The 23,408-nt window shown below is 70.8% G+C and carries 27 protein-coding genes; 13 read left to right on the top strand and 14 right to left on the bottom strand.

Annotation, left to right across the window (positions count from 1 at the left end):
* The first annotated feature begins 144 nt into the window (after nt 1-144).
* Nucleotides 145-1,338, top strand: coding sequence for a hypothetical protein (locus QI554_RS34835; RefSeq protein ID WP_281476003.1), 1,194 nt, complete (start codon nt 145-147; stop codon nt 1,336-1,338).
* A 116-nt stretch (nt 1,339-1,454) separates the two neighbouring features.
* Here QI554_RS34835 and soxR read toward each other — a convergent pair whose 3' ends face one another.
* Nucleotides 1,455-1,919: a redox-sensitive transcriptional activator SoxR gene (gene soxR / locus QI554_RS34830; RefSeq protein WP_281476001.1), complete on the bottom strand. Its 465-nt coding sequence runs from the start codon at nt 1,917-1,919 to the stop codon at nt 1,455-1,457.
* A gap of 89 nt (nt 1,920-2,008) precedes the next feature.
* Between soxR and fdxA the strand changes: the two genes are divergently transcribed.
* Entirely contained in the window at nt 2,009-2,344 is a 336-nt protein-coding gene (gene fdxA / locus QI554_RS34825; RefSeq protein WP_281476000.1) for a ferredoxin, read from the top strand.
* A gap of 214 nt (nt 2,345-2,558) precedes the next feature.
* Here the strand turns inward: fdxA and QI554_RS34820 are convergent, their stop codons facing one another.
* From QI554_RS34820 to QI554_RS34810, 3 genes are all read right to left on the bottom strand, one after another.
* Entirely contained in the window at nt 2,559-2,861 is a 303-nt protein-coding gene (locus tag QI554_RS34820; RefSeq protein ID WP_281475998.1) for a hypothetical protein, read from the bottom strand.
* 563 nt (nt 2,862-3,424) lie between these two features.
* Nucleotides 3,425-4,033, bottom strand: coding sequence for a Fic family protein (locus tag QI554_RS34815; protein ID WP_281475996.1), 609 nt, complete (start codon nt 4,031-4,033; stop codon nt 3,425-3,427).
* Entirely contained in the window at nt 4,020-4,742 is a 723-nt protein-coding gene (locus QI554_RS34810; RefSeq protein WP_281475994.1) for a hypothetical protein, read from the bottom strand. Before QI554_RS34810 ends, QI554_RS34815 begins: the two co-directional genes overlap by 14 nt.
* 404 nt (nt 4,743-5,146) lie before the next feature.
* Here QI554_RS34810 and QI554_RS34805 point away from each other — a divergent pair, with 404 nt between their 5' ends.
* On the top strand, nt 5,147-6,049 hold the full coding sequence (locus QI554_RS34805; RefSeq protein WP_281475993.1) for a LysR family transcriptional regulator: 903 nt from the start codon (nt 5,147-5,149) through the stop codon (nt 6,047-6,049).
* Nucleotides 6,050-6,124: 75 nt separating this feature from the next.
* A complete protein-coding gene (locus QI554_RS34800) occupies nt 6,125-6,847 on the top strand; it encodes a GNAT family N-acetyltransferase (RefSeq protein ID WP_281475992.1) in 723 nt (240 codons plus the stop codon).
* Between the two features lie 50 nt (nt 6,848-6,897).
* On the opposite strand, the gene QI554_RS34795 is transcribed toward QI554_RS34800, so the two are convergent.
* From QI554_RS34795 to QI554_RS34780, 4 genes are all read right to left on the bottom strand, one after another.
* Nucleotides 6,898-7,119, bottom strand: a complete 222-nt coding sequence (locus tag QI554_RS34795) for a helix-turn-helix domain-containing protein (RefSeq protein WP_281475991.1) — start codon at nt 7,117-7,119, stop codon at nt 6,898-6,900.
* A complete protein-coding gene (locus tag QI554_RS34790) occupies nt 7,119-7,610 on the bottom strand; it encodes a DUF2975 domain-containing protein (protein WP_281475990.1) in 492 nt (163 codons plus the stop codon). Before QI554_RS34790 ends, QI554_RS34795 begins: the two co-directional genes overlap by 1 nt.
* 213 nt (nt 7,611-7,823) lie before the next feature.
* On the bottom strand, nt 7,824-8,840 hold the full coding sequence (locus tag QI554_RS34785; RefSeq protein ID WP_281475989.1) for a YVTN family beta-propeller repeat protein: 1,017 nt from the start codon (nt 8,838-8,840) through the stop codon (nt 7,824-7,826).
* Between the two features lie 97 nt (nt 8,841-8,937).
* The gene (locus QI554_RS34780; protein WP_281475987.1) at nt 8,938-9,696 is read right to left on the bottom strand and encodes an MBL fold metallo-hydrolase; all 759 of its coding nucleotides are present in this window, start codon (nt 9,694-9,696) and stop codon (nt 8,938-8,940) included.
* Between the two features lie 305 nt (nt 9,697-10,001).
* On the opposite strand from QI554_RS34780, the gene QI554_RS34775 reads away from it, so the two are divergent.
* Complete coding sequence (locus QI554_RS34775; protein ID WP_281476077.1) at nt 10,002-10,724, top strand: NUDIX domain-containing protein; 723 nt, start codon at nt 10,002-10,004, stop codon at nt 10,722-10,724.
* Between the two features lie 360 nt (nt 10,725-11,084).
* Here QI554_RS34775 and QI554_RS34770 read toward each other — a convergent pair whose 3' ends face one another.
* The gene (locus tag QI554_RS34770; RefSeq protein ID WP_281475985.1) at nt 11,085-11,735 is read right to left on the bottom strand and encodes a TetR/AcrR family transcriptional regulator; all 651 of its coding nucleotides are present in this window, start codon (nt 11,733-11,735) and stop codon (nt 11,085-11,087) included.
* Nucleotides 11,736-11,867: 132 nt separating this feature from the next.
* Here QI554_RS34770 and QI554_RS34765 point away from each other — a divergent pair, with 132 nt between their 5' ends.
* Nucleotides 11,868-12,878: a hypothetical protein gene (locus QI554_RS34765; protein ID WP_281476076.1), complete on the top strand. Its 1,011-nt coding sequence runs from the start codon at nt 11,868-11,870 to the stop codon at nt 12,876-12,878.
* 57 nt (nt 12,879-12,935) lie between these two features.
* Here the strand turns inward: QI554_RS34765 and QI554_RS34760 are convergent, their stop codons facing one another.
* Complete coding sequence (locus QI554_RS34760; RefSeq protein ID WP_281475984.1) at nt 12,936-13,361, bottom strand: nuclear transport factor 2 family protein; 426 nt, start codon at nt 13,359-13,361, stop codon at nt 12,936-12,938.
* 210 nt (nt 13,362-13,571) lie between these two features.
* Between QI554_RS34760 and QI554_RS34755 the strand changes: the two genes are divergently transcribed.
* Complete coding sequence (locus QI554_RS34755) at nt 13,572-14,078, top strand: YbhB/YbcL family Raf kinase inhibitor-like protein (RefSeq protein ID WP_281475982.1); 507 nt, start codon at nt 13,572-13,574, stop codon at nt 14,076-14,078.
* 87 nt (nt 14,079-14,165) lie between these two features.
* Entirely contained in the window at nt 14,166-14,780 is a 615-nt protein-coding gene (locus QI554_RS34750) for a hypothetical protein (RefSeq protein ID WP_281475980.1), read from the top strand.
* 523 nt (nt 14,781-15,303) lie between these two features.
* Here QI554_RS34750 and QI554_RS34745 read toward each other — a convergent pair.
* Nucleotides 15,304-15,900, bottom strand: coding sequence for a helix-turn-helix domain-containing protein (locus QI554_RS34745; protein WP_425528110.1), 597 nt, complete (start codon nt 15,898-15,900; stop codon nt 15,304-15,306).
* Nucleotides 15,901-16,056: 156 nt separating this feature from the next.
* Between QI554_RS34745 and QI554_RS34740 the strand changes: the two genes are divergently transcribed.
* The gene (locus QI554_RS34740; RefSeq protein WP_281475976.1) at nt 16,057-17,043 is read left to right on the top strand and encodes an alpha/beta fold hydrolase; all 987 of its coding nucleotides are present in this window, start codon (nt 16,057-16,059) and stop codon (nt 17,041-17,043) included.
* Nucleotides 17,044-17,174: 131 nt separating this feature from the next.
* Here QI554_RS34740 and QI554_RS34735 read toward each other — a convergent pair whose 3' ends face one another.
* On the bottom strand, nt 17,175-17,771 hold the full coding sequence (locus QI554_RS34735) for a TetR/AcrR family transcriptional regulator (RefSeq protein WP_281475974.1): 597 nt from the start codon (nt 17,769-17,771) through the stop codon (nt 17,175-17,177).
* Nucleotides 17,772-17,898: 127 nt separating this feature from the next.
* On the opposite strand from QI554_RS34735, the gene QI554_RS34730 reads away from it, so the two are divergent.
* Nucleotides 17,899-18,603, top strand: a complete 705-nt coding sequence (locus tag QI554_RS34730) for a siderophore-interacting protein (RefSeq protein WP_281475972.1) — start codon at nt 17,899-17,901, stop codon at nt 18,601-18,603.
* A gap of 142 nt (nt 18,604-18,745) precedes the next feature.
* Here the strand turns inward: QI554_RS34730 and QI554_RS34725 are convergent, their stop codons facing one another.
* Complete coding sequence (locus tag QI554_RS34725) at nt 18,746-19,168, bottom strand: VOC family protein (protein WP_281475970.1); 423 nt, start codon at nt 19,166-19,168, stop codon at nt 18,746-18,748.
* Between the two features lie 169 nt (nt 19,169-19,337).
* Here QI554_RS34725 and QI554_RS34720 point away from each other — a divergent pair, with 169 nt between their 5' ends.
* Both QI554_RS34720 and QI554_RS34715 read left to right on the top strand, forming a co-directional pair.
* Nucleotides 19,338-20,318 carry a helix-turn-helix transcriptional regulator gene (locus QI554_RS34720; protein ID WP_281475969.1) on the top strand — a complete coding sequence of 327 codons (981 nt, stop codon included), beginning with the start codon at nt 19,338-19,340 and terminating at the stop codon, nt 20,316-20,318.
* 143 nt (nt 20,319-20,461) lie between these two features.
* Nucleotides 20,462-21,502, top strand: a complete 1,041-nt coding sequence (locus QI554_RS34715; protein ID WP_281475967.1) for an ArsR/SmtB family transcription factor — start codon at nt 20,462-20,464, stop codon at nt 21,500-21,502.
* 9 nt (nt 21,503-21,511) lie between these two features.
* Here the strand turns inward: QI554_RS34715 and QI554_RS34710 are convergent, their stop codons facing one another.
* Nucleotides 21,512-21,895 carry a GNAT family N-acetyltransferase gene (locus tag QI554_RS34710; RefSeq protein ID WP_281475965.1) on the bottom strand — a complete coding sequence of 128 codons (384 nt, stop codon included), beginning with the start codon at nt 21,893-21,895 and terminating at the stop codon, nt 21,512-21,514.
* A 185-nt stretch (nt 21,896-22,080) separates the two neighbouring features.
* On the opposite strand from QI554_RS34710, the gene QI554_RS34705 reads away from it, so the two are divergent.
* Complete coding sequence (locus QI554_RS34705) at nt 22,081-23,406, top strand: MATE family efflux transporter (protein WP_281475963.1); 1,326 nt, start codon at nt 22,081-22,083, stop codon at nt 23,404-23,406.
* Nucleotides 23,407-23,408 lie beyond the last annotated feature (2 nt).

Below are 23,408 nucleotides of genomic sequence, written 5' to 3'. Positions count from 1 at the left end.
TCAGACGCAGCCCACCGCTCGCCAATGCGCAGCCGGATCCGACCACGCCCCGGTCGTGATGCACCTGACGTACTGAACCGCCCCAACCGTTCGCGTCGGATATCGCGTGGCGGTCAGGCGTCCGTTCCGGCAGGGTGCCGGGTGATGAGCGAAGAATGCGAGCTGTTCTACGCATACCCCGATTCCCTCGAAGGGCTGCTGCAGCGGGGGCGGGGCCTGGGCGCGGTGCGGGCCAAGCAAGACCCGGTGGCGGCCACGCCGTTCGTCTACGACTCGATCCAGCGGGACTGGACGTGGGACTTCCCCGACGTGCGTGCCGTGTACCTGGCCCGGCTGGTTCGCGACCTGGAGCTGCCGCTCACGCCGGTGGTGGAGCAGTTGTCGGTGTCCGAGGACGCGAATGCCCGCGCGGCGGACGTGCTTGTCCTGCTCGCCGTCGATGGATCGGACGAAGCCCGCGACGTACTGCGTACCCACGTCCGGGACGGCGCGCACTGGATCTGCGTCCTGACGTCGATGGCGAACCGCTGGCCGGACGCGTGGTGGGACGACCTCGGCGACGTCGCCCGCACCCGCATCCGTGACGAGCCGGAGCTGCCCTTGCGGAATCCGGTGTGGACACGGTTCGGGATCGACGTCCGCCAATCCGAACCCCGTCCTGCGCGCCGCGACCTGACCGGGCACCCGGACGGCGCGCTGTACGACCTACTCGCGTCGGCACGCCCCAAGGACCGCGCCCGGGTCGACGCCCTGCGTGAACTGCGCCGCCGCGACTCACTGGGCGCGCTGATCCCGCTCGTCCCCTCCCTCGTCACCCCGGACGACGACAGCCTCCTGCCCGAGATCCGCCGGGCGGTCGAACACCTCGGCGCTGCAGCCGTCCCGGCAGCTCGCGGCTGGGCGCATGACGCGGCGCCGTGGCTGGCCCGGCTCGGCACGGACGTACTCGCCGACCAACTCCAGCCCGAGGCAGTCCCGTTCCTGGTTGCCGACCTCGCCCGCCTGCTGCGTACCCGCACCTGGTGCGGACCCGACTCGAGCGCACGGCGCCTGGCCCGCTTCGGCCCGGCGGCCTCTGACGCCGTGCCGTATTTGCGCCGGTTCTGGTGGCGCACTCCGCACTCCTACGAACGGGCCGCCTACCTTCAGGCACTGGCCGCGATCGACCCGACCGGGCTGGAGTACGCCTACACCGAATCCCTGTGGGACTGCGAGGATAACGCCCGCGTATTGGGCGTTGCCCATGCACCCGACAACGCCACGACGCGGGCGCGGATCACCGAGCTGCGCGACGATCCGATGGAAACCTTTGCCGTGTGGGCCGCCGCCCGCTCGTAATCCACCTTGCACATCGGAGCTCCTTGGTCCTCGACGTCCTGAGCAGCCGAACGCGGTCGTAGCCCGCCGTGCCGTGGCCATCCGCCGAGCCTGGGCGGTTTCGGCTCGGGGCGTGCTCACAGGCGGCGAGGGCCGGTGCCGTCTTCGGCGAGTTCGTCGCCGGGGTTGAGGAGGGCGCAGGCCTTCATCGAGAGGCAGCCGCAGCCGATGCAGCCGGTGAGTTCGGCTTCGAGGCGTTCGATGGTCTTGCGGCGTTCTTCGAGGCGGCGTTTCCAGCCACGGGAGGCGCGCTGCCATTCCTGGTGGCTGGGCGGGCGGTCGAGGGGGACGTCGGCGAAGGCGTCGCGGAGGTCCTGGAGGGGGATGCCGATGCGCTTGGCCACCGAGACGAGCGCGACGCGGCGGAGCATGTGGCGCGGGTAGCGGCGTTGGTTGCGGTCGTCGCGTTCGGACGCGATCAGGCCCAGTTCCTCGTAGAAGCGCAGCGCGGAGACAGCCGTGCCGGTGCGGGCGCTCACTTCGCCGATGGTCAGCCAGTCGTCCGGGCGGGCCCGGGTCTCCTTGGGTCGCTTGGTCGTCATGCGGATCCTCCCTTGACCTCAAGATTACTTGAGGTCATACGGTCGGCTGCGTCGGAGCGACGGAAACGACGTGAGAGGACGACCGTCCCATGACCTATGTCATCGCTTTGCCCTGCGTGGACGTCACGGACAAGGCCTGTGTCGACGAGTGCCCTGTCGACTGCATCTACGAGGGCGAGCGCATGCTCTACATCCACCCGGACGAGTGCATCGACTGCGGCGGGTGCGAGCCGGTGTGCCCCGTGGAGGCGATCCACTTCGAGGACGATGTCCCGGAGGAATGGCGGGAGTTCACCGCCGTGAACGCCGAGTTCTGCGCCGATCTCGGTTCGCCTGGCGGGAGTTCCAGGATCGCCCCGGTCGGGCGAGACCATCCCATCGTGGCGGCGCTACCGGCACAGGGTGCCGTGGAGACGCCTGCTTAGCCGCGCCCCCAACAGCCCTGCGGGTCGATGCGCCTCTGTGTCTCTGACGAAGCCACCTGACGGCTGGCCCCGTTCACCCGTACGTACCTGGCACTCGCAACGAGTACGTCGACAGGTCACCGCCGCGATCCACATGTGGGCCGCCCGATGATCTGTCCCTAAAGCTCGAGCAGGCGAGTCCGGACCGCAAGGTCGGAGCCGACCTGACGAGCGATCACGGTGGCCAGCTCGCTGGCCACCGCCTCGTCGAGGGTGCCGTGAACCGTGATCTGGAGTCCCGGTTCTTCCCAGCAGAATTCGACGCCTCACCGACCCGCAGCCCCGCCGCGGCCAGCAGGCCGATCAGCGTGCGGTAGGTCGCCTCCTGCAGCGGCTGGGGAATCGTCTCCGTCGCGGCGGCCACGATGGCGGCGACGTCTGCATCGGAATAGGGGAAGATCCGGCCGCGACGCCAGCGAACGGCGGTGATCCTTCTCGGGCTGACCGTGGTGACCGCCTCGGGCTCGCGGGCCTGCACTCAGTCCACCGCCGCGGCGACGGTCACTGTCCCTTCTCCGTGTTCCTCCGGGAACGCCACGAAGTCAGGTAGTAGATAGGCCGCTTCGGCCATCTGGTGGCCCAGCGAGCGGCGCAGCCGCAGGCGGATGGGCGCTGTTGTCGGTGGTGGCCAGGGCGGCCGAGGCGAGCAGGTGGTGCTGGGCGTCCTGGTCGTGGCCGCGGCGAAGCACGGGCTGCAGGCCAGCGAGGAGTTCGTGCGGCTGGCCGTCGGTGAGTACGTCGACGCCCGGACCTGGGCGCCGGACAGTCTGGAGTCCGGATGCCGGCTGTTAGGGGTGGAGGTGGGTGAAGGGCATCAGCGGCATCCAGCGGTACCGGGTGGAGCCGGTGTAGGCGTAGCCCTGTGTCTGGGCCATGGCGATGATCGCGGAGGGGTCCACCGGATAGAGCTGGAAGGAGATGTAGGCGCGGGCCTGGCCGTTGAGGCGGGTGGTGATGTCCTGCTGGACGCGCTGGTGGGTCCAGCGGCGGCGGCGGAGGCCGGGACAGGACGACGAAGGCGATGCCGGCCGCGGCGAAGCTTCATTGTCGGCGGCGGTTGAGCACCCCGATGAAAGCGGCAAGGTCGGCGGCGCCGGCCGGGTCGTCCGCGTAGCGGGTGGTCTGGAGGGGACCGACCTCAGGAAGGACGATGTCCTCGCGGGCCAGAACATGGACCAAGGTCAACAGCGCGGCGCGGGCATTGCCGTCAGTGAAGGGGTGAAAGAACGCCACATCGAGGTAGGCGCGGGCCGCGCGGGCTGCCAGCGGGATGTCCGGGTCGTGTGTCTCGCGCAGGCAGGAATCGAAATCGGCTCGGGTGCGCGGGTTCAGGCCGTAGCGCTCACGGCCGTCCTTCGCATAGGCGTCGCTGACGCGGAACGGTGTCTCTGTCGCGGCAAGGACTTCGCGCTGCCAGCCGGCCAGCAGGGCGAAGTCCAGCGGGGCACGGCGTGCGGCATCTTCTCGGGCCAAGGCGTGTGCGGCGAGCAGACGTTCGGCGCGAATCGGGTCGCGCCGACGCACCGCTCCCTCGCACCAGGATCGGAACCCATGGCGGCCGTGCGGGACCCGTTGCAGGGCCGGTGCGCGTTGCCAATCGACCTCGCGGCGCACACGCAGCCAGACTGAAAGGCTGTCAGTAGCGGTCATGGAGTTCCTCCAGCGCCGCCCTCTCACGGTGGTCCTGGTACGGGGCGTGGCCGGTGAGGCCGACGGCGAGATCCTCGCCGACGGATTCGATCAGTGTGCGCTCCGGGTAGACCCAGCTCTTGAACCGGCCACCGATCGCCTTCTCCACCGCTTGCGCGGCTTGGGTCCGGTCCATGCCGGTGCTGGTGAGGAACCAGCCCAGGACGATCGAGGCCTGCCCGTACCAGCCGCCCTCCGCGCCCGAGTCCAGCGTGTGGGTCACGAGCCGGACGCAGGCCCGTTCCAGATGCCAGCTGCGATCTTCGGGTGAGGCGTCAGGCGGCGGCGCCAGCTCAGCGAAGCGCTGGGCCATCCGCTCCAGCCACTCCCGCCACTCCAGCAGCGCGGCCACGACGCGTGCTGCGGTCTCGTCGGGCGTCGTCACCGAGCTCGACCCGCTGACCCAGTTGCCGATGGGCCCGCCGTCGCGGTAGCACCAGCTCCATCCCCAGGCCCAGGTGCCATATCGCTCCCGAAGGACCGCGTCCACCTGGCTCTCACACCAACGTTCGCCCTGCCACCAGCCGGCCATGCCGGAGAGAACGGGCGGCACCCACGCGCGGACCAGCGAGCGGAGATGAGCGTCTTCGGCATCATCCCAGGCGAACGGGTGTCGAGCCGGGTCGAATTCGTCCCAGTTCCGAATGTTCTCGTAGGTGACGGGAGGCACACGGTTGTCGGGGAAGGGCAGGGTGTCACGGTTGTACGTCAGGGCTGGCCACTCTTCCGGTTTGGTGTGATCGACCTGTCAGTCTCGGCTCGAAGCCCCTGCCATCGCGAATGGTTTTTGCGGCGGTCGTGAGGACGAACAGGACGCGGGGCCGCCACACCGGAGACGGCGGGGTCCGCAGTCGCCAGGACGGCGGCGCCGCGAACGTGTCGGTCACCGAGGAAGGCTCACGGCCGCGCTGCGCCACCGGGTTGGCCGCGGCGTCCGTTCTGAGACGCCCCGGCTCGGTGCCCGCACGTCGGATCGCGAAAAGGCCAGCGCCCGCCGTCGGCGATCAAGGTACTCTTCGGGCGGTTATCGATAACCGCAGCGTCATTGTTAACCCCTGAGCACGAGGATCGCCGATGGAACTGCGGGACATGGAGATATTTCTGGTGCTGTCCGAAGAGCTGCACTTCGGGCGTACCGCGGAACGGCTCCACATCTCCGCGGCGCGGGTCAGCCAGTCGATCAAGAAGCAGGAGCGCCGCATCGGCTCCGCGTTGTTCGACCGCACCAGCCGCTCCGTGGCGCTGACGCCGATCGGCCGCCAACTGCGCGAGGACCTCCGGCAGGCGTACGACCTGATCAACGGCGGGATGGCCCAGGCCACCGCGGCCGGCAAAGGCGTCCGCGGCACGCTGCGACTCGGCGTGATGGGTGCCCACGGCCACGAACTGCGGCCTGTGATCGACGCCTTCAAGACCGCCCAGCCCGACTGCGACGTCGAGATCACCGAGTTCCACTTCAGCGATCCGTTCGTGCTGCTGCGCGCCGGCCTGGTCGATGTGCAGCTGATGTGGCTGCCGATCCGGGAGCCGGACCTGGCCGTCGGTCCGGTCGTCCACACCGAGGGGCGGGTCCTGGCGGTCGCGGCCGACTCCGACCTGGCCGGTCGGGAGTCGGTGTCCCTGGAGGACCTCGCCGACCGCTGGGTGCCGAGTGCGGGCACCGCCATCCCGGACTACTGGGCCGAGGCGATGGTGCCGGCGCACACCGCCGGCGGTCGCCCGATTCCGCGCGGTCCGGTCGCAAAGACCTTCCACGAGGTGCTGTCCCTCGTCGCCGACGGCCGTGCGATCTGCCCGCTGAACGCCCACGTCGGGTGGTACTACACGCCGCCCGGCATCGTGTTCGTGCCGATCCACGACGCGCCTGTCACCGAGTGGGTCCTCGTCTGGCGCTCCACCGCCGACAACGCCCACTTGCACGCCTTCGTCCAAACGGCTCGTGACCTGGGCCCCCGCCAGATCCTCCCTGGCAGCTGACCACGCGGAGGTTGGTCGGCCGGCCTCCCGCACGCGGGGTCGTGTGCTCTCTTCTCCGAATGGCAGGATCTGCTTATGACTGGCGATTCGCTCGTGACCCGGGTGCGTGGTTTGTGGGAGCGATTGGCCGGTGCGCCTGTGTCGTTTCCGTCGAACGGCGGCGTGTCGGTTGCCGTCTCGCCGGATTCGCTGTTGTGTCCGCCTTCCTGGGCGGGCGTTGTGAGGGTGGGCGACGGGGCGATCGTCACGGCGCCGGACGACGGGCAAGCCCGCCTGCTCCGCCGGGCGTTGGAGAAGGTGCCGGTCCATTCCGTGGTGTCTGCCGACCAGTTCGGGCCGATGCTGCCGGTGGCCGAAGTGCTGGGGCCGGCGGCCCTGGCGTATCTCTCAAGGGACGACTTCCGCCCGGCCCGAGGTGACGCCGTGATCACCTGCCTTCCCCCAGGCCACCGGGACGTTCTGGCGTTGGTGGACTCGGTCGGGCCGGAAGACGCGGACGAGAGCGGCATTGCGGAGATCGACTCCCCGGTGTTCCTGGTCCGCGAAGGCTCGGAGCTCCTCGCTGCGGCTGGATACCGAATGTGGCCGACGTCGACCGCGCACCTGTCCGTACTGACCGCTCCGCAGCAGCGCGGGCGCGGTCTCGCACGGCAGGTGGCTTCCGCGGCGGTCGGCCACGCGCTCGACGCTGACCTGCTGCCCCAGTGGAGGGCTCGTCCGGCGGCATCCCGACGAGTGGCGGCGGCCCTCGGATTCCGGCATCTGGGTGATCAGTTGAGTCTTCGCCTAGGCGAGTGAGAGCAGGCGTGAGCCCGGCGGCCACGAACTTGACCTGTGGCAGGGGCGGTTCATTCGTCCGCGCTCTCCTCGGCCTCCCAACGGAGGAGGTCGCCCGGCTGGCATTCGAGCACCTCGCACAGTGCGGCGAGCGTCGTGAAGCGCACCGCCTTGGCGCGGCCGTTCTTGAGGACGGCCAGGTTGGCGGGCGTGATCCCTATCCGGTCCGCGAGTTCGCCCACGGACATCTTCCGCTTGGCCAGCATCACGTCGATGTCGACGGCGATCGGCATCAGATGACCTCATCCAACTCGGCCTGCATCCGGGCTGCTTCGACGTCGCGGGCGACGGCCTGGGCGAGCAGGGTGCGCAGCACGAGCACGATGAGCGCGACGCCCAGGATGGCCACGCCGATCCCGGCCATGATCCCGGTGACGCCCGGGTCGTCGCGCTGGCCGGGCGCGTTGACCGCAGTCACCGTGAACCACACGAGCGCGGCCGCGACGGCGGCCCCGATGATGCCGTCCACGTAGCGAAAGGCGGCGTGGGAGAAGACGGTTCCGCGTCGCACCATCGTCAGCAGCCGCCAGACGCAGCCGACGGCGACCTGGACCGTAGCGATGCCCACGATCGTGATCACGCGCAGCGCGGTCAGCGGGAGCGAACCGTCCTCCTGGTCTTTACCGCTGACCAGCGCCCACACCATCAAGGCCTGTACGAGCACGCTTCCGGTGAGCACCACCGCGAGCACGGCGTGCAGCGCGCGCACTGTCAGCTTTCCCACGGCCCCACTCCTCCCATCGAATTGCGATGGTAATCTATCGAATATCGATAGGCAAGGTTCGGAGGGCGCCGGCGTCACGGTCTGCGGACGCGGGCGGCGAACGACAGCTCGAGCGGGTGGGCTTGCGCACCGCTCCGGGTGTTCGGCACCGCACGTTCGACCTCGGACGCGCGCCCAGCCGCGACCGTCGGGACGTTCGGCCGGCGATCCGGGTCAGGCCCCCTCGCCAGGTGCCGCCGCCACGCCGGTGGGCCCGTCGCCTACGGTCACGGTGTCCGTTGCGCGGTCTGTCGCGGTGTCGATGACCGACAGAGTGTCCGAGTCGAAGTTGCTGACGTAGACCCGGGATCCGCCCGGGCTGACGGCGAGGCCGTTGGGGCCGTGTCCCACGGCGACCGTGGCCGTGACTGCATCGGTGCGGGTGCTGATCACGGACACGGTGTCGGACCCGATGTCGGCGACGAAGACCTGCCGGCCGTCCGGACGCACCCCGATTCCCGCGGGCTGGTTCCCGACCGGGATGCGGTCCGACTCGACGCCGTCGTGGACGTCCACCACCGAAACGTCGTCCGAGGTCAGGTTGGAGACGTACAGCCGACGGCCGTCGGGGGTGAGGACCAGGGCGGTCGGTCCGCTGCCGACGGGGATGGTTCCGGTGACCGTTCCTGTGGCGGTGCGGACCACGGAGACGGTGTTGGACCCGGCGTTGGCGACGTACAGGGTGCATCCGTCGGGCGTCACGGCCACGCCCAGCGGGGCGTCGCCCACCGTGATGGCGTTGGTCACGGCACGGGTGCGGGCGTCGATCACCGAGACGTCGTCCGACTTGACGTTGGCGACGTAGACGTTCCGGTTGTCGGGAGAGACCGTCACTCTGCTCGGTTCGCCCCCTACGGGGACGGTGGCGATGACCGTCCTGGTGCGGGTGTCGATCACCGACACGGTGTCCGCCGCGGAGTTGGTGACGTAGACGCGGGAGCCGTCGGGGCTGACGGCCACGCTGTCCGGTCCGTCCCCGACGGTAACGCTGTCCACGACCCTGCCGGTGCCGGCGTCCACGACCGAAACCGTGTCGGAGTGCAGGTTGGCGACGTAGACGAGGGCATGGGACCGCGGCGACCGTCCGGCCGCGGAGGACCCGGCGAACGCACCAGCCGGGTTTCCCGGTCCCATCAGGGCCGCTGCCACACAGAGCACCACGGCTGCGCGCCGCCGCATGTTCCTCGTCATGGGGTCACGCTAGGGCTCGGGGGCGGAAGGCCCCGTGAGACTCGGACTCAGGCCGACCGAACGGCGCAGCGCCCACGAGCGGGGGCAGCGCCGAAGGTCACCCGGGTGAGTATCCGGCCTGCTTCACGTTCGCTTCGTGGGGCCCGGCGAGCCAGTTCTGCGCCAGCCGCACGTCGGCCGGTTCCTCCCCGCGCCGCAGCGCGTCGACGTACGCACGATCGGCGGCAAAGCGGGCCGCCACCTCGGGGCCTGTGGCAACAGCCCCGTGGCCGGGGACCACGACATCGACGTGCCTGGCCGCTTCACCCAGGCGGTCGAGCGCGGTTCCGTACGTGTCTACCTGACCCTCTTGGCGGAAGTCGAAGAGCGGGATCAGGACGTCGGAGAGCATGTCGCCGGCGAGCAGCACGCCGCGGTCCGCGAGCAGGACCGCCGCGTGGCCGACGGCGTGCGCCTGGTGCTCGATGATCTCGCCGGGCACCGGCCCGCCGTCAGCGGGCAGCGGGGTGACCAGCGCGATGAGGTCGAGAGGGATGCCGGACGCACTGTCCGCCGCCATCTCCTGCGCCTGCTTTCGGGCTTGGCCGGCGAGGTTGGCGCACGCGGAAGTGGCGTAGCGCGGCACGTCACCGAACCGGGAATGCCACAGCAGGTGGTCCCAGTGAGGATGCGTGGAGAACCCGGCGACCACCCGAATGCCGAGCCGCTCCACGTCATCGGCGAGCTCGTTCAGATCGGATCCGTCGATGCCGGGATCGACCAGGACCAGCCCGCTCTCCCCGCGCACCACGACGGCGTTGCTCCAGACCCACTCGCTCTGCCGGACCCAGACGCCGTCAGCCACCTGATTCAGCATTGGCCCACTTTGTCAGGTTTCTCCACCCGGCGCGACCGTCCGTGATCGGGGCGGTGACGCCGGCGCAGGGGTATGCCGGGGCGACCGCGTATGCCCGGTTGGGCCAACCAGGTGGCGGTGAGCAGGTGGGGCGGGACGGTGCATCAGCCCGCGACGGGGCGCCGTGGAAGCACGTTTGGTCGAGCGCGCGTTCGACTCGTGCGCCCGCCTGCTGACTCCGTGCGCTCTGCCGCGAGGTGGTCCGCGCCCTCGAAGCTGGACACCCTGCCCCGCCGCCGCACCGCATCGGAGGCCCCGTCGTGCCCATGCAGCCCCCCGCTCCCGACGCAGACGACCACGACCGCACGCGCGTCGTCCGGCGCGGATCGTTCGCCGAACTCGTTGCCGCCGACGAGCCCGACGAGGCAGGCCTGTTCGGGGAGCTGTGGCCCGTGCGGCAGTACCGCGGCCAAGCGGTCACCGCAGCGGCCGACCCGCCGCCCCGCGCCCCGGTCGCCACTCCGGCGGGCGTCGCTGCCACGGGAAGCCGTGACCGGCAGCTGCTCCCGCACGAGGCCTGGCTGGCCACACTGCCGCTGCACTACACCAGCGCGGCCGTACTGCTCACTGACGAGGACGGCCGGGTGCTGCTGCTGAAGGCGTCCTACCGCGAGGGGTGGCTGCTGCCAGGAGGCTGCCTCGACCACGACGAGGACCCCGCCACCTGCGCCAGCCGGGAGTTGGAGGAGGAGACCGGCCTCCGGCTGTCCGTCGGTGCGCTCCTGGACGTCGACTGGCGGCCGCAGGACCCCGACGGGGACGGCCGGATGGCCGCACCGGTCCTGCAGTTCGTCTTCGACGCCGGCACCATCCCTGCTGACACGGCCGTCCGGCTCGACGCCGAATCGGTGGACTGGCGGTGGGCGTCGCTCGACGAAGCCGCCGCGCTGCAGGGCCCGGCCGGATACGAGCGCCTGCGCCGCGCCTACCGGGCACGCACCACCGGCCGTCCCGGCTACGGCGTCTCCGCACGAGGAGCCATCGACTGAGCACCGTCGCCCATGCCCCCGGACGCTTCAAGGGGGAAGCATGCGCGCAGCCGACGAAGAGACCGCGAACACCGTTGGTACGGTCCGGGACTTGCCGTGGTGGGCCATGGCAACGGCTGCGCGTACATCGAGCCTGTACATGACGGCGTACGACAGCGCCGACTGGAACGACGGGGGCGAACACCCGCTCCGTATGGCCACCTTCGTCGTCCTGGTGTCCACCCCGGCCGGACTGCTGCTGGGCGTCGCCGCCCGCGGAAGTGCTCCACCGGGCGTACCGGCGTCCCATGTCGTCCCTCTAGTACCGCACTCGCCGTCTGATCTGGTCTTTGCCCAGCAGATGCGCCAGTCGGGCCGACTTCACGGCTGGGTGCGTCGCTCGGCGGCGTCGAACGCCGGCGCGAGCGGGGCAAGCGCCGCGCGGAGCTGGTCGGCCAGCGAGCCCGAGGGCACGACCAGTCCTCCAGCGGCGAAACTCCCGGCGGCATCTGCGTCTTCGGTCGGCCGGAGCCAGCCTTCCAGCGCGATGCGCACCGCCGCGGCCACGCTCGCCGCGAGGACGCGGGCTGTGTGCGCTCCGGCATCGCCCAGGCGTTCGGCGATCACCGCGGCGAGAGGGGGTTCGATGCCGGCGGTAGCGTCGAGGAACGCGTCGCGCAGCGCGGTCTGGGTGGTGATCAGCAGCAGCGCCTTGTGTTCGCGCTCGCCGGTGTTCGTGTACTGCTCGACCACTGCATCGGTGACGGCGTCGGCCAGGCGTACGCCCGAGGGTCGGGCCGCGACCGCTGCCGCGATCCGCTCCTCCCGGTCCGCAGTCACAGCGGAGACGATCGCCTGCTCGCGGCTGGCGAAGTAGTTGTTGTACGTACGCGGCGAGACCCCCGCCGCTTCGGCGATGTCCTCCACCCGTACCCGGTCGGGTCCGCGCTCCACGGCCAGGCGCAGGGCCGCCTCACGCAGCGCCTCACGCGTGGCCTGCTTCTTCCGTTCCCGCAGCCCTGGTGTCGTCACGGCGCCAGCGTTCCACACAGGTCTGCGCGCACGCAAAGTTGCGTGTACGCAAACTTGCGCGCACGCATTTTTCCTGGCAGCCTCGACCGGACCGAGACCGGCAGAGAGGACGTCAGCATGCGAGCGCGAGGAATGACCTACGACACCGGATTCGTCGTGCACGACCAGATATCCCGCGAGCACTTCGACCCCGCGGTGGTCCGGCGCGAGCTCGCCATCATCCGCGACGACCTGCACTGCAACGCGGTCCAGATCATCGGCGGCGACCCGGACCGGCTGGAACTCGCCGCCGACGCCGCCGCCGAACTCGGCCTGGAGGTCTGGTTCTCGCCCTATCCGCTGGAGCTGGATCCGGAGCAGATCCTCACGCTTTTCCGCGACTGCGCCGAGCGGGCGGAGCGGCTCCGGCGACAGGGAGCCGCGGTCGTGTTCGTCGCGGGGGTCGAACTGAGCGTGATGAACCGCGGGTTCCTGCCCGGAGACAGTCCCGAGGAACGGGTCGAGCAGCTGATGGGCCGACCCGAGCGGCGGGCCGAGGCGATGCGCGAACTCGGCGTGCGCATCAACGCGTTCCTCCACGACGCCGCGGCCACGGTCCGCGAGCGCTTCCAGGGCGAACTCACCTACGCGGCCATCCAGTTCGAGCAGGTAGACTGGACCCCCTTCGACTTCGTGACGTTCGAGCTGATCCGCTCCGCCGAGGTCGCCGACCGGTTCCGCGACGCCGTGCGCACCCTGGCGCAAGGCCCGAAACCGCTCGCCATCACCGGATTCGGCACCGCGGCCTACCGCGGCGCGGGAGACCGCGGCGGGCGGGTGCTGGAAGTGGTCGAGTACGACCCGAAGACCAAGGCCCCGGTACGGCTGAACAACATCTACGAGCGCGACGAGCCCGGCCAGGCCGCGTACCTGAGCGAACTACTGGAGATCTTCGAAACAGAGGGCGTGGACAGCGCGTTCGTGTTCCTGTTCGCCCTGCCCGGCTACCCGCACCGCCCGGACGGCGACCCCAGGGACGACTTGGACCGGGCCGGCCTGGGCATCGTCAAACTTCTCGAGGGACGCCGCGGGCGGACCTACCCCGACATGGACTGGGAACCCAAGGTCGCCTTCGCGGCGGTGGCCCAGCGGTATCGGAGGTGACAGACCCGCGCACGGCGACCAGGACGCCGGACGTCCCCGACGCCAACGCCTTTGCGGTCAGCCGCGTTTGGCGGTCGGCCAGCCGTGGCCCCAGCCGCCCTGCACCATCGTCTGGAACGCCCAGCCGCCCTCGGTACGCACCAGCAGGTCGACGTAGTGCATGCTCTGCCGCTGCCCCTCGAAGGTCATCGTGGCCTCGGTCTCCACGACGACGAGGTTCGCGCTGACGAAGCGGGGAGTCCGCGTCGACGCGAGGTCGAGCCCCGCGGTTCCGCCGCCGATGGCCTCACGCATCGCCTCGATGTACTCCTCCCGAGTCCACTGCCGCACCGCGGCGTGGCCGCCGGGCACGTCGGTGGCCACGTTCATCGGGAACACCGCCAGATCGGCCAACTCTTCGATCGCGCCGCGCTCGGCCACCGCGTCGTACGCGACGAACCACGCCTCGACGGCCTGCAGTTCCTCGGCGGTCGGTTGATACATGGGTGCTCCTCACTGCACAGGTGCGCGTTACTCCGTACAGCGTACGGTACGCTGTACGGAGTACAAACCCATAATTCCCCGGGCAGCCTGAGACCGGCCGCACACCGACGAACGGGTGAACATCGGCCCCGCCACCGACCCATGCACCGCGCGCGTTGCGAAGATCGACCCGCACAAGCGGGCAGCATCGGTGCAGCGGAGGCAGCGAACATGGCAAACGAGTTCGAGACGAGCGGCCTGGTGCCCGATGTCCTGGACACGGCCCCGAGCGACGTGCTGCGCGCGTCGTACGGCAGCGGCCTGGACGTCGCCTCCGGCAACGAGTTGACGCCCGCCCAGGTGTGGAACCCGCCCGTCTCCCTCCACTGGCCCCACCAGGCCGACGCGCTCTACACCGTCTGCATGGTCGACCCGGACGCCCCCAGCCGCCGCTCCCCCAGCTACCGCTCCTGGCTCCACTGGCTGGTGGTCAACGTGCCGGGCGAGGACGTCACAGCAGGCGACGTAGTGACGAACTACCAGGGCGCCCAGCCTCCCAGCGGCACAGGCCCACACCGCTACGCGCTCGTGGTCTTCCGCCAACCCGGCCCCATCGAGCCCGCAGCGACCAACCTGGAGGGCGCCCCACGAGGCGGCTTCGACCTCCGAACCTTCGCCCGCAGCCACGGCCTCGCCACTGCGGTCGCGGGGAGCCACTTCGTCAGCCGTACGCCCTGACCGCTGGCGCAACGTCCGTGCCCAGCGGTGATCTCGGCCATGCTGTACTTTCAGCCGCCGATACCAGCCGCTGCAAGGATCCCGCTCGTGCCCAAGCCCACCGCGCCCGTCCCACCCGACGCCCAGCCCGACGGGGAACCCAACCGCCACCTCGCACGCTTCAAGACCTCACTGGCCAAGCGGTGGTCGCACACACGCATGACCGAGCTCTACGAAACCCTCGACCTCTCGCTATACCTGTGGGCCCTTGACCGCGACGACGAAGCGCTGGGCGTCCTGGGCTCGGTGACGTCGGCGGTCACGACACCGATCGGCCGCGACGGCCTGCCGAACTACAACGTCTGGTCCCCCGTCGTCGCCATGAACGCCCTCGAGGCCCGCATCCTGCGCCTGGCCGGAAACCCACAAGCCGCCGCCACGCCGGCCGCCCGCCTCGCGTCCGACCCGGGCCTCGCCCCCAACCGCGACTTCATCACCGACAAGATCACCGACGCCCAGGGCGAGCTCGACGCCGCCGCCACGGAAACCTCCGTCAAATGGGCCTGCCACAAACTGGCCCGTAGGACCGGAACACTGGTCCTGTACGCCGAACTCGCCGCAGCCGCCCACCCCTACGCCGCCTGGTCCGAGGCAGACGACGTCGAGCGACTGATCACCACCGGTCGCACCCACCTCCGCACTCGCCTCACTGCGGCGGCCTGACCGCGACGGTGGCAGCATCGCCGAGATTCGCCACGGTGACGCGATGTCGACGGCGGTGAGGTCGGGGAGGGCGGCGGAGCGGGAACGCGGGCGTTTGAGGGTCCAGGGCCGGGTGACGAGGATCTCGGGGAGCCCGGCTCGCGCGTCGGTGTTCGGCTCGGCGGCGTCGGACGCGTCCTCGGGTCGTGCGGCGCCGCCGCGGGCCGCCTCAGCCAGCGGCCGGACGACCGCTGCGATCTGCGGCGGCAGTTCGGGAAGGACGTCCCCGGTCAGGTCGCCGTTCGCGGCAACGCGCGCGGCCAGGAAGCCCTGCGTGAGCTCGGCGTCCCGACCGTCGTCGACCCGGGCGGCGAGCCAGTACGCTGCCGTTCGTCGGCCGTACTGGTGGTTTTCACAGGAGTGCCTGCGAACTCGCAGGCGAAATAAGACACTTGATGGTTACGTCACGGTCCCACGCAATACCGGTAGGGGCTCTTCCGGCGGAGCGACAACGGTAGACCCGGCAAGGAAAGCGGTGCTGCTGCTACTGGGCCACGGGGTCGAGGCCGGGGGCGGGCGGGGTGCGCGGTCGCAGGCGTTCTCCCTGTGGCCCGAACATGATCAGGTACTCGACGGGGCCGCCGGGGCCGGCGTTCGCGACCCCGTGGGGGCTGCGGGTGTCGAACTCGGCGACGTCGCCGGCTCTCAGGATGAGGTCCTGGTCGCCGAGTGCGAGCCATAGCCGCCCGTACAGGACGCACAGCCATTCCCAGCCGTTGTGGGCGACCTGCCGGGGCCGCGCGGGCGGGTCCTGGACGGTGGGCAGGACGTGTTTGTGGGCGTGCAGGCCCCCGACATACCGGGTCAGCGGCAGCACCGCCTTGCCGTCGCCGACACGCCGGGTCGTGGAGGTGCTCGGCTCGGAGGCGGGGGCGGCGCCGGCCAGCTCGTCCAGGGAGACGCCGTACTCCTTCGCCAACTGCAACACCGCTTCCAGGGTGGGCTTGCGGCGGCCGGTCTCGATCCGCGACAGCGTGCTCGGGGAGATGCCGGTTGCGCAGCTGACTGCGGTGAGCGTGGCGCCGCGGCGTTCGCGCGCGGCCCGCAGCCGGGGGCCCATCGCCGCGAGCGTGTCGGCCATGTCGTCGTCTGTCACCGGCCCCGGCTCCTTCCGGACGTGTCCTTCCAGCGTTCTGTCCTGCAAGTTTGCCATTCCGGCAACGCGGGTCGCGTCGGCCGGTCACCGCCGCGCATGATCCATGGGTGCCCGCGTCCGCCGGTTGACCGAGGAGACCCCATGCAGTCCGAGCCGTCCGCTCCGCTCCGCCACCTCATCGTCGACGCCCCCGCCGGGCGCCTGCACGCGGTCGAGCAGGGCTCCGGTCCGCTGGTCCTGCTCGTTCACGGTTTTCCCGAGTCCTGGTACTCCTGGCGGCGCCAGCTCCCGGCCCTTGCCGCGGCCGGCTACCGGGCTGTGGCGCTCGACGTGCGCGGCTACGGCCGCTCATCCAAGCCCGCGGCAACCGACGCCTACGGGATGCTGGACCTGGTGGAGGACAACGTCGCCCTCGTGCACGCCCTCGGCGAGGAGAGCGCGGTGGTCGTCGGCCATGACTGGGGCTCCAACATCGCCGCCACCTCCGCCCTGCTCCATCCCGAAGTCTTCCAGGCCGTCGCCCTGCTGAGCGTCCCCTATGCGCCACCCGGCGGCCCCCGCCCCAGCGACATCTTCGGTCGGATCGGCGGACCCGAGCAGGAGTTCTACGTCTCCTACTTCCAGGAGCCCGGCCGCGCCGAGACGGAGATCGAGCCCGACGTCCGGGGTTGGCTCGCGGGCTTCTACGCCGCCCTGTCCGCCGACACCATGCCCGCCGAGGGCGAGCCCGACCCGCACTTCGTCGCCCGCGGCGGACGGCTGCGTGACCGATTTCCCGCCGGCACCCTCCCGGCCTGGCTGACCGAGGAAGACCTCGACGTCTACGCCGGAGAGTTCGAGCGCACGGGTCTGACCGGCGCCCTCAACCGCTACCGCAGCATGGACCGCGACTGGGAAGACCTCGCACCCCTGCGCGGAGCGCCGATCACGCAGCCGTCCCTGTTCATCGGCGGCGCCCTCGACGCCTCCACCACCTGGATGTCCGACGCCATAGACGCCTTCCCCACCACCCTCCCCGGCCTGACCGCCTCGCACCTCCTGGAGAACTGCGGTCACTGGGTCCAGCAGGAAAGCCCCGAGGAGGTCAACCGTCTGCTGACAGGCTGGCTCGACACACTCGCGGCCTGAACCGCCGGGGCGCGACCACGAAACGTCGCACGCACCCAGCCGCCGGACCGGCACGAAATATCGCCACAGCCTTGGATTTCCCCACCTGTTGCTCCGTGGGTGGCCAACCGTCTCGGGTTGCGCGAGGCGGCTCAGCGCTGCGGGCCTGCTGTCCACGCGCCGAGGAGAAGCCTTGTGTGATCGGCGAGTTGGGCCGGTGTTAGGGGGACCCCGGTTTCCAGGATGACCGCGACGACAGGGCCGGCGAGTTGGGCGGCGGCCAGTGGCGGAGCGGGCATGGCGGCGGCGTGGGGGCGTACGCGCGCGAGGACGGCCGAGGTGGCCGTGCCGATGAGGTCGGCGGCGCGGACGAGTTCGCGTACCGCGGTGTCGTGCTGCGCTTCGCCCAGCAGTGCCCGGTAGGCGAGGCCGGCCGGCGAGGTGGTGAGGAAGGTGGTCAGCGCTTCGAGGAAGGCCAGGAGGTCGTCGGCGGGACGAGCCCGCGGCTCGACGTCCAACTCGTGGGCGGCGTCGGACGTGCTCGCCTCCAGCAGGATCTCCGCCTTGGTGGACCACCACCGGTAGACGGTCTGGCGCCCGACTCCGGCGCGTTCGGCGATGCCTTTCATGGTCATCGCCGCGTACCCCTGCTCGACGAGCATGTCGTCGACGGCGTGGAGGACGGCGATCCGCGCCGATTCGCTGCGGGGGCGTCCGGGCGCGGGCTGTCCGTGGGCGGTGCGTGACATGCGGCCAGATTATCAAGACACGATGCCTCGTAATGCTGCTAGCCTCATTCCGAGGCACGATGCCTCGAAATTGAAGCGGGCCGCCACAGGCATGCCCCGCCGCCCCCGGACACCAGAGGGAAGCCCCATGAAGACAACCCACCGCTGTACGGTGCTGGCCCGGCGCCACCTCACCCCCCGCACGGTCAGACTCACCCTGGGCGGCCCGACTCTCATAGGCCTCACTCCCCTGCCGGCCCAGGACGTCGAGGTGCTGCTAGCCGACGCCCGCGGGAGGCGCGTCAAGCGGCACTACACCATCCGGCAGGCCCGCCCGAAGGTCGGCGAGTGGGACATCGACGCGGTCCTGCACGCCGCCGGCGGGCCGGGCACCACCTGGGCGGCGAGCGCCGAAACGGGTTCCCCCGTGGAGTTCGTCGGCCCCAAGGGGAAGCTGCAGCTCCGGCTGGCCGACGGCCATCTGTTCGTCGGCGACGAAGCCTCCCTGCCGGCGATCGCGGCCCTGACCGAGGCGCTGCCGGACGGTCAGGAGGCCGCCGTCGTCGTCGAGACCGAGTCTCCCGCCGACCGGGTCCCGATCGCGGCGGGCCGGGTGCGCTGGCTCGAGCGCGACGGCGCCCCGGCCGGCGACCCGCAGGGGCTTCTCGCCGCGGTCGCCGAGGAGTTCCGGGAGGGCCGCTTCGAACAGGTCTACCTCCTCACCGAGGCCCACGCGGCGCGGGCGCTCCGCGAACTCGTGCACGGCGCGGGCGTCCGGCCCGACCACGTCTTCGCCAAGGGCTACTGGACCGCCGACCGCCGCCCCGCCCGCATTTTGTGGAACTCGAGGTGACCCCAACGGCGTCATGCTGCCCTTCGTCGTCCTTTGGGCCCCCTGGGCCTCCTCGCCGGCCTCGCCACCGCGCGGGCCGCCCGCCCGCCGGGGCCGCCGCGCGGCGGCCCCGGCCGAGCGTGCGTTCCTGAACGGGTGTGGGTCAGCCGTTGTACGGGGCTGCCACGTCCAGGACCCAGGTCACGCCGAAGCGGTCGGTGAGCATGCCGTACAGCGGTGCCCACTGCGACGGTTCCAGCGGCTGCACCACCGTCGACCCCTCGGCGAGCTTCTGCCACAGTGCGCTGATCTCGTCGGCGTCGTCACCGCGCACAGAGACGAAGAACGGGTTGCTGCCCTGCCCCCAGGGCAGCTGGGAGGGCACGTCGTAGGCCATGACGTGGAAGCCGTTGTCGCCGACCACCTCACCCCACACCACCCAGTCCGCCTCGTTCGCGTTCTGCACGTTGCCCATGTCCTTGTACGTGACGGCGGTGACGCGTCCGCCGAAGACGGACCCGTAGTGGTCCAGCGCCGCGCGGGCATCGCCCCGGAAGTTCAGGTGGGTGGTCGTCGTGACAGACATGGCGTTCTCCTCAGCTGCGGTTCGGCGAGGCGCGCCGCGACACGGCGACGAAAGCCCTGCGGGCGGCGACCTCGTGGCCAGGGGCTGTGGCCTCTCTGGCGTTCGTGAGACCCACGGTTCCACGGGTAGCGGACAGGTTGTGTCCTGTACTGGGAGCAGAATGGCGAGCATGCAGAAGACGTCCTCGCGCCTGTTGGCGCTGCTCTCGCTGCTTCAGACGTCTCGCGACTGGTCCGGTGACGACCTCGCCGAGCGGCTGGACGTCACCCCGCGTACGGTGCGCCGCGACATCGACCGTCTTCGGGAACTGGGCTACCCGATCCGCGCGTTCAAGGGGCCCGCCGGCGGCTACCGCTTGGACGCCGGCTCGCAACTGCCCCCGCTGCTGTTCGACGACGGCCAAGCCGTCGCCTTGGCGCTCGCCCTGCAGAGCGCGGCCACCGACACCACGATCGGTGAGGACGCCGCACGGGCCCTGTCCACGATTCGCCAGGTCCTGCCGTCCCGTCTGCGCCGGCGCATCGACCTGCTGCAGGTCACCGCCCTCCGGCCTCCCGACACCGGTGGCACCCCGCCGGTCGGCACGCAGCTCCTCGTGGAGTTGAGCCGCGTCATCCACGCCCGTGAGGAGCTGCGCTTCGCCTACGGGTCCGACGCCGCCGACGCCGTCGACCCCGCCGGGCAACCCCGCCGGACCCAACCCCACCACCTCGTCACCTGGCGCGGCCACTGGTACCTGGTCGCCTGGGACCTCGACCGGGGCGACTGGCGCACCTTCCGTGTGGACCGCATACGCCCCCGCACCCCCACCGGCCCGCGCTTCACCCCACGCGATCTCCCCGGCAGGGACCTGGGCGCGTTCCTCGCCGGCCGATTCCGCGGAACCGACGGCTCCACCGCCGACTGGCCCTGCCGCGGCGAGGTCGTCCTCGACCTCCCCGCCCAGGCAGTGGCCCCCTTCGCGCAGGACGGAATCGTCGAAGACCTCGGCCCCGACCGCAGCCGCCTCACCCTCGGCTCCTGGTCGTGGACCGGCCTCGCCGCCGCCATCGGCCGCTTCGACACCGACATCCACGTCATCGGCCCACCGGAACTGACCAATGCCTTCGCCCAACTCGCCGCTCGCTACGCCAACGCCGCAGGCACATAGCGGCGGGTGGGTCGGGCCGCCACCGGTTCGGGCCGTGCCCGCCACCGTCCGACGGGCCTCGTGCCGCCTCTTCCGCTGAGCCCTCGCCCGGCACAGACTGTCGCGTCGGAACAACCGCGATCGTCATCACGGGGGAGCATCCGGTGCAGACGTTGGCCTTCGGCGCGGACGACCTGGCACGCACCCGCTTCGCGACCTCGGCACTCGGACACCTGGTGCACGGGGTCCACAACAGTCCGTGCGGCCGACGGTCCCCGCTACGCCAGCGCTGGTGGCGCACAGCCCGGCGCAACGTCCCGGCGCAGGCGATGCCGCTGGTCGAGCTCATCAACGCGGATCCGACCCGCCTCCCGCCGTTCCTGCTGCCGATGCCCGCCGCCGATCCGGGCGTTTTCGAGCCGACCATCGATGACGAACTGGACTACCTGCGCGCCGCCAGCGCTGAGGAGATCACCGCCGCGCTCGCCATGTACGACGTGCCGGACCGCGCCCCTGCGGCGAGCCCCGCCGACGTCTCGCGGAACGGGGGCACGAATGGCCGGGAGCCAGGCCTCATAGGCGAATTGCGTGACGGCACGACGCGCTCGATACCGCGTCTCGTGCAGGCCGCTCAGGCACTGTTCCGCGCGTGCCTGGCCGACGATTGGCCCGACATACGGCGGCGGCTCCACCTCGACCTGTCGCACCGCTCGCGCGTCTTCATGGGCGCGGGGCCCGGTGCGGTCCTGGAGACGCTCCACCCCTCGGTCCGTTGGGAAAGCGGCCGACTCCTGCTCCCGGACACCTGCGGCCCGATCCCCGGCACCGCGCCGGGAACCGGTCTCACCCTCATGCCCTTCGCGTTCGCACGTGACAGCGTCCATCTCACGTCGGCGCAGCACGGCGCCCCCGTCCTCATGTACTCGGCGATGGCCACGGACGGCGGACACCTGCGCGACCGCGACACGCTCGCGACCCTGATCGGCGCGGGTCGCGCCCGCGCGCTCCGCGCCTTGGCCGTCCCCGCGTCCACCAGCGGGCTCGCCCGTCGGCTGGGCGTCAGTGCGCCCGCCGCATCGGTCCACGCCACGGTGCTGCGCGAGGCGGGCCTCATCGCGACACACCGCGACGGCCGCAGCGTCGTCCACGAACTCACGGCACTGGGAACGGGGTTGCTCATCGCGAACCCGTCCCCACCAGAGTGATCCGTCCCGTCAGACCACAGTCGCGACGGCCGGGACACCGGGCGCCCGTGAACGGGCGGATCGCGCGTCCGCGAGGAGCTGCCGAAGCATCGCGCGGGCGATGCCCTGGCGCCGATGCTCCGCAGCGACCACCACGGCCTCGACGAACGCCGTCGGCGCACAGCCATAGGTCACGTTCGGCATCACCATCAGCGTCGCCGTCCCCACCGGTTCGCCGTCGACCTCGGCGAGATAGACGGTCAGTTCCTCGGACCGGGTCACCCGGTCCCAGGTCCGCCGTTCGACCGCGGAGGCGGACCGCGGCACGTCACCGCCCGGATCACGACGGGCATGCACGCCCAAGACGGCCAGCAAGTCCTCAGCGCCTGCGGCGCGGACAACCAGATCGGTCACCCGGACAGCATGCCCGCTGCGGATCACGTTCGCAGACGTTCGGGCCGAAGCCCTCTGGCAGGCCCCTGTGGACATTCTTCGATGAATGTCGCTAGCGTCCCGCGACCCCTTGTCCCCGCTCACGCCCAGGCGCCGAATTCCCGGAGGTACGCGTGTTTTCCCTGGCCAGGCAAGAAAGACGGGGCGTGTGGCGCACCATATCGGGCCTCGCCGTTCCGCTCTTTGTGGCTGAGGCCCTCAATTTCGCCGTCCAGCTCGGAATCGTCGCCGTTCTGGGGCGTATGGGGGGCGACGCCATTTACATTCGCTCCCTGTATCAGCCGGTCAGCCTCGTCGTCATCGCGGTGACCATGGGCTTCGCGGTCTCCCATCAGGTCGCCGCCGCGATCAGCAAGGGGGCCGGGCGTCCCCGGGATGTCATGGCGAACGCCGCCAGCCTGGCCAAGGTCTGGCTCGTCATCGGCGCGGCCCTCTACCTGTTCCTCGTGATCGCGGCTCCCCTGCTGACCGGCCTCATCCATGTGGACGCCGAGCAACAGGACACGTTCGTCTCCTTCCTGCGGTGGACCAGCGCAGCCAATCTGCTGGTCATCGGCGCCGAGCTCTGCGCGTCCAGCCTGCGCGGCTTCGGGTACGTGCGGCATGCCACGCTCCTGGCCGTGTGCACGGCGAGCGTACGGATCGGACTCGTGGCCGGCCTCGGGCTCGGCACCGACATCGGGGTGGCTGCGGTGCCCGTCGCCGAGGCGACAGCGGGGCTCGCCGGCCTGGCCATGGGCCTGGTGCAGATGCGCCGCACCGAGCTGTGGCATCCTCCGGCCCTCCTGGTCTGGCGGCGCGAAGTCCTTGCCGACCTGCGCCGCATAGGCGTACCGATCGCCATGTCGCTCCTCGTGATCTCCGCGTACAACCTCGTGGTCATCGGCGTTCTCGGGAACTACGGGCAGAACGCCGTGGCCGGGTTCACGGTCGTGTCCTCCGTGCAGAACGTCGTCCTGCTGCCGGGAACGGTCCTGGGCACAGCCACCGCCATCATCATCAACCAGCAGCGGGGCAAGGGCGATTGGCCGCGCATACGTGCGTCGATGCGCGGCGGCATCGAGATCACCGTCATGGCCTATGTCGCGATCGCGGTGCTGGTGTGGTTGGTGCACGACCCCGTGGCGCGGCTGATCAGCGGGGACGCCGGGGTGGCCGCGGCCGCCGGCAGCTACCTGGGAGCCGTGGCGCTCACCTTCGCCGTCCAGGGCCCCGTGCTCACCTCGCTGACCGTCATGGAGGAGACCGGCGGCGGTTTCCGGGCCATCGCGCTCAACGTCGTCTACTTCGGCCTGATCGTCGCGGTCAGCTCTGCCGCGGCACACGCCGCCGGCAGCGCGGAAGGCTTCTACGCGGCCGTGGCGTGGTGCAACCTCATCGGGGTGAGCGTGCCGCTCATCGCCGTACGGCACATCCGAAAGCTGTCGGACGAGGGCAGCGCCCTGGCCCGGGCGGCTGCCCCGACCGGCTGACG

This window comes from Yinghuangia seranimata (genome assembly GCF_029953285.1).
GTDB lineage: Bacteria > Actinomycetota > Actinomycetes > Streptomycetales > Streptomycetaceae > Yinghuangia > Yinghuangia seranimata.
Note: the sequence above shows the minus strand (reverse complement) of the source record. Positions and strands in the feature narration are given on the sequence as shown.